Source organism: Bacillus sp. AFS002410 (assembly GCF_002556365.1).
Classification (GTDB): domain Bacteria; phylum Bacillota; class Bacilli; order Bacillales; family Bacillaceae_G; genus Gottfriedia.
Window position 1 is genome coordinate 1 of sequence record NZ_NUEU01000114.1, and the last position, 6,555, is coordinate 6,555.

General features: G+C 33.9%; 11 protein-coding genes. All 11 read left to right on the forward strand.

What is annotated here, in order from left to right; all coding sequences use genetic code 11:
• A partial coding sequence (locus CN692_RS26440) for a hypothetical protein (RefSeq protein ID WP_098121904.1) occupies nt 1-1,320 on the forward strand: 1,320 nt, incomplete at its 5' end.
• Nucleotides 1,313-2,188: a RecT family recombinase gene (locus tag CN692_RS25460; protein ID WP_098121905.1), complete on the forward strand. Its 876-nt coding sequence runs from the start codon at nt 1,313-1,315 to the stop codon at nt 2,186-2,188. The genes CN692_RS26440 and CN692_RS25460, both read left to right, overlap by 8 nt.
• A 34-nt stretch (nt 2,189-2,222) precedes the next feature.
• Complete coding sequence (locus CN692_RS25465; RefSeq protein WP_098121906.1) at nt 2,223-2,588, forward strand: replication terminator protein; 366 nt, start codon at nt 2,223-2,225, stop codon at nt 2,586-2,588.
• Between the two features lie 34 nt (nt 2,589-2,622).
• Entirely contained in the window at nt 2,623-3,330 is a 708-nt protein-coding gene (locus CN692_RS25470; protein WP_098121907.1) for a hypothetical protein, read from the forward strand.
• A gap of 61 nt (nt 3,331-3,391) precedes the next feature.
• Nucleotides 3,392-4,270 (forward strand): DnaD domain-containing protein, encoded by an 879-nt coding sequence (locus CN692_RS25475; protein ID WP_098121908.1) that lies wholly within the window; start codon nt 3,392-3,394, stop codon nt 4,268-4,270.
• The gene (locus CN692_RS25480; protein WP_098121909.1) at nt 4,164-5,060 is read left to right on the forward strand and encodes a DnaA ATPase domain-containing protein; all 897 of its coding nucleotides are present in this window, start codon (nt 4,164-4,166) and stop codon (nt 5,058-5,060) included. Before CN692_RS25475 ends, CN692_RS25480 begins: the two co-directional genes overlap by 107 nt.
• The gene (locus CN692_RS25935; protein WP_142317581.1) at nt 5,038-5,217 is read left to right on the forward strand and encodes a hypothetical protein; all 180 of its coding nucleotides are present in this window, start codon (nt 5,038-5,040) and stop codon (nt 5,215-5,217) included. The genes CN692_RS25480 and CN692_RS25935 overlap by 23 nt, the downstream gene beginning before the upstream one ends.
• Nucleotides 5,218-5,332: 115 nt before the next feature.
• Nucleotides 5,333-5,575, forward strand: coding sequence for a hypothetical protein (locus CN692_RS25485; protein WP_098121910.1), 243 nt, complete (start codon nt 5,333-5,335; stop codon nt 5,573-5,575).
• Complete coding sequence (locus tag CN692_RS25490; RefSeq protein ID WP_098121911.1) at nt 5,547-5,777, forward strand: helix-turn-helix domain containing protein; 231 nt, start codon at nt 5,547-5,549, stop codon at nt 5,775-5,777. Before CN692_RS25485 ends, CN692_RS25490 begins: the two co-directional genes overlap by 29 nt.
• A 15-nt stretch (nt 5,778-5,792) precedes the next feature.
• A complete protein-coding gene (locus tag CN692_RS25495) occupies nt 5,793-6,068 on the forward strand; it encodes a hypothetical protein (protein ID WP_098121912.1) in 276 nt (91 codons plus the stop codon).
• Nucleotides 6,065-6,466, forward strand: coding sequence for a DUF1064 domain-containing protein (locus CN692_RS25500; protein WP_098121913.1), 402 nt, complete (start codon nt 6,065-6,067; stop codon nt 6,464-6,466). Before CN692_RS25495 ends, CN692_RS25500 begins: the two co-directional genes overlap by 4 nt.
• The last annotated feature ends 89 nt before the right edge of the window (nt 6,467-6,555 follow it).

Genomic DNA, 6,555 nt, shown 5'->3' on the forward strand with positions numbered 1-6,555 from the left:
ACAGTTTTACTAGTTCTAAATGTAGACGGAAAAGAATTTCAATTAGCTAAATCCCAAAAGAAGACAGCTAAGTACTTTATCAATGAAGTACCTGAAAAGGCTACTAAGTTTAATGAACTTGTAAGTGAGTTATTTGATAAAGACTTGTTCTTATCAATTTTCAATCCAACGTATTTTTCTAGCCAAAATTGGCAGGACCAAAGAAAGCAATTGCTGCAGTATGTTCCTGAACCATTAAACAAAGAAGTATTTACAGAGCTTCATGAAATGTCATTAAACACATTAGAACCGGAATTAAAAAAACATAACTTAGATGATTTAGAAAAAGTACATCGTGATCAATACAACAAATTGGACAAGTCTTCGGAACGTGCTGGAGAAAGAGTTGTTACTTTACGTGAGCAATTAGAAAAATTCAAGTTCGATAACTTAGATCGAGTAAACGAAAACACTTTGCAGCAATTAGAAGCTCAAAAAGCTGAAATAAATAAATTACAATCTCAAAATCAACAAGTTAATAACAAGATATCCACAATTAGAACGAAGATAGACGCGTTATATCCACAATTAAAAAAACAAAGAGCAATATTGGATTCTATGAAAGCTGAGAAACACGAAATGAATTGCTCAACATGCGGTCAAACGCTAACAGGAGATTCCTTAGAAAAAGCAAGTTTTAATAAACAAACTACATTCGAAAAAGAACTTTCATACGCTAAAGAATTATCTTCACAAAACGGCCAATTAAAAGCTCAACTAGAAGCACTGGAAGATACAAAACAAATTCCAATTGACCAGGACTTATTAGAGCAAATCAACAATGAAATCATTCAAATCAGAACTCAATTAAATCAGGTTAACCAGGTGGAACGATTAAAAACAGAATTAATTGATGCTGAAACTAATAAAGAAGAAATTCGCAACAAACGTAATAAGTCATTAGCAATCATCGATGCAATCAAAGAATTTAGAACTAAACGTTCTGAATTGATGGTTAAAAAGATTGATTCATTATTTACGAACATCTCAGTTAAATTGTTTGAGCAATTGAAAAACGGTGAAGAGAGAGCGACTTTTGAAATCGAAATGTATGGCAGACCTTTTAGTAAATTATCAACTGCAGAACGTATTAAATGTGGTTTAGAACTTAGTGAAGTTCTCTCAAAGCAATCTGAATTGATAGCACCTTGCTTTGTTGATAACGCTGAATCAATCCTTACATTCTCAAAACCTACTGGTCAGCTAATTGTAGCAAGAGTAGTAGATACAGATTTTAATATAAAAACAATTCAATTAGAGGAGGAAGTTGTAAATGACTAATCAAGTAGCAGTTTCAAGCACACAAGCAGTAGTAGGTACTTTTACACAAACCGAGCTGGATACATTAAAGCACACAATCGCGGTTGGTACTTCAAATGAACAATTCGCTCTATTCGTTCAAACATGTGTCAATTCAGGTCTTAATCCTTTCTTAAATCAGATTTACTGCATTGTATACGGTGGGAAAATGAGCATTCAAGTAGCAGTTGAAGGTGTACTTGCATTAGCTCGTAAACAACAAGGGTTCAGAGGTGTAGATGTTGAGTTAGTTCATGAGAATGATGATTTCAAATACAATCCAGCATCAAAAGAAATTACTCATTCAGTTGGGTTCCCAAGAGGAAAAGTGATTGGCGGATATGCAGTAGCCAAAAAAGAAGGTTTTACAGATGTTGTAACAATCATGGAAGTAAATGAAGTTGAGCACATGACCAAAGGTAATAACAAAAATATGTGGACCAACTATTTTAACGACATGTTTAAGAAACACATAATGAAACGTGCTGCAAAGCTTCAATATGGTATCGAAATTGCTGAAGACGAACAAATCAGTTCAAGCCCAGTTGAAGAAGCTACATCTGGTTATCGTAAGGAAATTACTCCTAATCAGATTCATATCGGTGAAGGTGAAGTAATTGATCCAGAGGATGAAATGAAATCACGCTGGAGTGAAATCAAGAGAAAACAAAAAATGTATGGTTTAAGCGAAGACACCCTTAAGGACATCATCAAAGCTAATTTTAATAAAACACCTAAAGAACTAACGTTACAGCAAGTAGTTGGTCTATCAAGATTAATGGATTTAGAGGGGAAAAAGAAAACTGCAGAACCTGAAGAAATTACATTTGATGATTTAGACGAGTTTTAATATTTAAAAATATAAATGAAAAGGGAGAGTTATTATGTCACAGATTATCGATTTACAGTCATTCGCAGATGGAGCAGTAGCAGAACGTTTTAACCAGGAATTATTGAAAGTACTAGGTAACATCGCAGATCCAAACACTGATGCTAAAAAAGCTAGAAAATTAACAATTACAGTTACTTTAAAAGCAGATGAACAACGTGATATCGCTCAAGTAAGCATTGAAGCAAAAACGACACTTGCTGCAGCAAAACCAGTTGAAACGAAAATCGTTATGGATTATGACGGTAATGGTCAGGTTACAGGTGCAGAGCTAAAATCAGGCGTTAAAGGGCAAATGTTTGTAGATGACAACGGTGAGATTCTAGACGATGTTGGAAATAAAATCGTCAGCTTTAAATAATAAAAAAACTCAAAAATAGAATGGAGAATGAAAAATGATTAAAGAAGCGATCCAATACATTGTTAGTTTAGGAAATACTCGTTTGGAAAATATTAATGGCCAATCATATTCAACTCAACAAATGTACCTTGCGAAAGAACCAACACCAGCTGAATTAGAAGTACGTTCGTTATCTGGACTAGTTGAATACTTAAAATCACATTTCGATGGTGATGAGAAGGTTATGGTCCAAGTTATTAATCCGGTAAAAGTTCAAGCATTCAGCTCATTTAATAATGATTTCAATCGAAAAGAATTCATTAATGCAGTAGCAATGTTACCGCAATTCACATTTGACCGTTTCCATGATACGGAAGATTTTAATATCAAATTACAATCTGCATTCGTTCAAAATAATGATCGTGACATCATGTTAAAAGTCGTTGGGAATATCAAAGAAGAAGCTGTAAATACAATCGGTGATGATGGTGTAAGTCAATCAGTAGTAGCTAAGACAGGAGTTGCTACTGTATCACAAGTTAAAGTACCTAATCCGGTTCAATTAGCTCCATATCGTACTTTTGTTGAAGTAGAGCAACCAACAAGTAATTTTATCTTTCGAATGAAGAATGGTCCACAAGCAGCACTGTATGAAGCTGATGGTGGAGCTTGGAAGTTAGAAGCGATGAAGAACATTCAAACATACTTAGCAGATCAGTTAAAGGAAGAGATTGAAGCTGGACGTATTGTAGTAATTGCTTAATCAAATGGCTAGGGGCTCTTATGAGTCTCTAGCTCAATAAATCAACAAGAGGTGAGCTAAATTGGCTTTATTCAGGCAAGTGCAAACTTCGTTTTGGCAAGATGGATTTGTATTAGAACTAACTCCAGAAGAAAAATATTTTTATATCTACTTAATGACAAACTCAAAAACAGCTCAATGCGGTATATATGAACTCCCTAAAAGAGTCATTGAAATGGACACTGGATACAATCGAGAGACAGTAGACAAATTACTTCAAAGATTTATTGATTACGGAAAGATTTTGTATAACGAAAGTACAAGAGAAATCATGCTAATTAACTGGATAAAGTTCAATAAACTCAACAGCCCCAAAGTGAAGGCTTGTATTTTAAAAGAATTAAATGAGATTAAACATAAACCATTTATTAAGATGTTTTCTACTCTATCGATACAGTATGGATACAGTATCGATACCCTATCCATAGACTATGGGGAAGAAGAAGAAGAAGAAGAAGAAGAAGAATATAAGAATAAGAGAAAAATAAAAGAAGAAGAACAGAATAATAAGAAGAACGAAATTGAATTATCTTCTGATACTGTTAATAATCCAATTCACTTTTATGAAAATAACTTTGGTGTTTTAAATCCTTTTATAGCTGAAGACATTATTAAATGGTGTGAAGATGCAGGAGATGAACTTGTTACCGAATCAATGAAAAGGGCATTATCCCAAAATAAACAATGGGCATATGCAGTGAAGATATTAGTTACTTGGAAACAAAGAAATATTAATTCGATGGATGCTGTACTTGCTGATGATATTTCTTTCAAAAAACGAAAGGAGCAATCAAATGGAAGATCTTCAAACAATTCTAGACCGAACTCAACAGGCTTATCAACAATCGAAGAACAAGAGCGATTCATCGAAGAGAACAGACTCCCATTCATCAAGCGATAAATGTCCTGAATGTAACGATACTGGTTGGATTTTATATGTAAAAAAAATCAATGAACAATTCTATGAATATGCAAAAGAGTGCAATTGTGCTGAAAAACAAAAATTAAATAATCGTATCGTCAGCTCATCGATTCCAGATGAATTTATAGAGTGTAAGTTTAGTAATTACGTTAAAAATAATCCAATTCAAAACAAAATGTATGAAACTGCAAGTGAGTATTTAAAAGGTCTTAAAGATGTACCTATTGAGACTCGACCGCAAAAAGATGCAGCTATACAAAAATTAGGTAGTTTCGGATTTATTGCAACCTATGGAGAACAATTAATTAAAGAATTACCTACTCAACAAAAAGCAGAAGTATTAAAGAAACATAATTCCTATGGATTAGGGAAAACGCATCTACAAGCTGCGCAAGCTAAATGGCTTATGAATAAAGGCTTTACTGTTTGGATGGTTAGTGATGTTGTCTTTATGGACGATTTAACGAAATCAAAGATGCAGAACGATCAAGGGGAATCTTTCAATAAATTGATGCACAAAGCAATTAATGTAGATTTCTTAGTTTGGGACGATATCGGAAAGAGCAAGACTACTGAAGCGAAAGAAGCGATCTACTACCAAATCATTAATGAACGGTATAAAGCTAAAAAACCTATCATTTTTTCTAGTAATGAAGACGAGAATACTTTACGTAATAAAATCGGGTTTGCAACTGGAAGTAGATTAATAGGGATGAGTAAAGAATTTTTACTAGCTTGCGAAGGGAATGATTATCGTTTTGGAAGCTAACGAGGAATGTTCAAAAGTAATCGAGGTTTATCCTGGAGTAATTCAATTTCAAGCATGTTCGTGTAGTGAATGCTTAGCGAAGAAAGAAGCAACGAAAGAGTTTTATAAAAGATTCGAAGCTGTATATGCGATGTTTCACAAAAAAGGGTGCTCCTGAAAGAGGCAATCAATCAGGAGCAGAATCAGGAGGTCCTCTGAGTACCCTTTCGACAAGCTTGGATTAATTATATACCAATAAAAATTAAAATATACCTAATTTTTCGGAGGAATTCATGAAAAAGAAAGGTTGGAATGAATTATTTCATAAAAATGATGTGGAACAGGATGAACAAGAAGTTGTTCGTCCTGGTATCTGCACAAATTGTGGACATGGTTCTTTTAAATTAAAGATTATTAAACATCGTTTGCTTAGAGGTTGTAAAAACTGCGATGAGGTTATAGATCCGGACAATATGAAGGTGCTTAGAAAGGGGATGGAGTCCTACAATGCCAAAAGATACAACAAAAAAGCGTAAAAAAGTGGTTATCGTCCTGGAAGAACTAGATTTTACTTGGGATGAATCAGAGGTAAAAGAATTTGTGAGACTTTGGAAAGAAGATACAAGTATTTGGGAATTGGCAAAACATTTCCAAAGACCTCAGGCAGAATTAGCTTTACTCATTATGGACCAAGAGATAAAAGGCAGGATTAAACCGAGAAAAATTGGATTGGGTTAAGAAGGGGGAATTTCAATGATCATTTGTACAAGTACTGAAATTGTAGCAAATTGCTTATCACGTTCGGAAGGATTTGCAGTAAGAGAATTTTTCAACACTATAAAGGGTGAAGAAAAAGGCAAAATTTGCATTAAAACTTTGTCAGCTACAAATTCAATAACTGTAGCTGCACTTAGAAAATTAGAGATAGTGGGAATTCTTAAGACTCGTAGTTTAGGAACCAAGGGTACACGCTATGAAATTTTAAATATGGCTGCTCTTCAAGATGTTGTAAGGAATTTGAAACTATGAGTAAGTACGGTGCAAAGAAAGTTGTTATCGATAACATTAAGTTCGCTTCAAAAATTGAAGGTGATTATTATTTACACCTTAAGCAGTTACAAGAAAAGTGTAAGATCCTTTCATTCATCATTCAACCAAAGTATGAATTGCAGTCTAAATTCGAAAAGAACGGTAAGAAATGGCATGCAATTAACTATATAGCAGACTTTGAAGTGACTCACTTAGATGGAACAGTAGACGTAATCGACATAAAAGGGATGGTTCTAGAAGCCTTTAAGATTAAACAAAAACTTTTTGAGTACAAATATCCAGATTACACAATCAAGCTTCTTACTTACACAAAAAAATTTGGCTGGGAAACACTTGAAGAAGCAACCAAAAGACGTAAGGAAGCTAAAAGTGTTTAAAAGGCTCATAGAGAAGTTTTTTAATAAGGTAATAGGAATATGCCCGAAAGACCAAAACGAATTGAAATACGTAGAAATTCCTAAGGATT

Bases quoted from the DNA above. Each gene is read 5' to 3' on its own strand.
- CN692_RS25460 (WP_098121905.1), top strand. From the start codon at position 1,313: ATGACTAATCAAGTAGCAGTTTCAAGCACACAAGCAGTAGTAGGTACT.
- CN692_RS25465 (WP_098121906.1), top strand. From the start codon at position 2,223: ATGTCACAGATTATCGATTTACAGTCATTCGCAGATGGAGCAGTAGCA.
- CN692_RS25470 (WP_098121907.1), top strand. From the start codon at position 2,623: ATGATTAAAGAAGCGATCCAATACATTGTTAGTTTAGGAAATACTCGT.
- CN692_RS25480 (WP_098121909.1), top strand. From the start codon at position 4,164: ATGGAAGATCTTCAAACAATTCTAGACCGAACTCAACAGGCTTATCAA.
- CN692_RS25935 (WP_142317581.1), top strand. From the start codon at position 5,038: ATGATTATCGTTTTGGAAGCTAACGAGGAATGTTCAAAAGTAATCGAG.
- CN692_RS25485 (WP_098121910.1), top strand. From the start codon at position 5,333: ATGAAAAAGAAAGGTTGGAATGAATTATTTCATAAAAATGATGTGGAA.
- CN692_RS25490 (WP_098121911.1), top strand. From the start codon at position 5,547: ATGCCAAAAGATACAACAAAAAAGCGTAAAAAAGTGGTTATCGTCCTG.
- CN692_RS25495 (WP_098121912.1), top strand. From the start codon at position 5,793: ATGATCATTTGTACAAGTACTGAAATTGTAGCAAATTGCTTATCACGT.
- CN692_RS25500 (WP_098121913.1), top strand. From the start codon at position 6,065: ATGAGTAAGTACGGTGCAAAGAAAGTTGTTATCGATAACATTAAGTTC.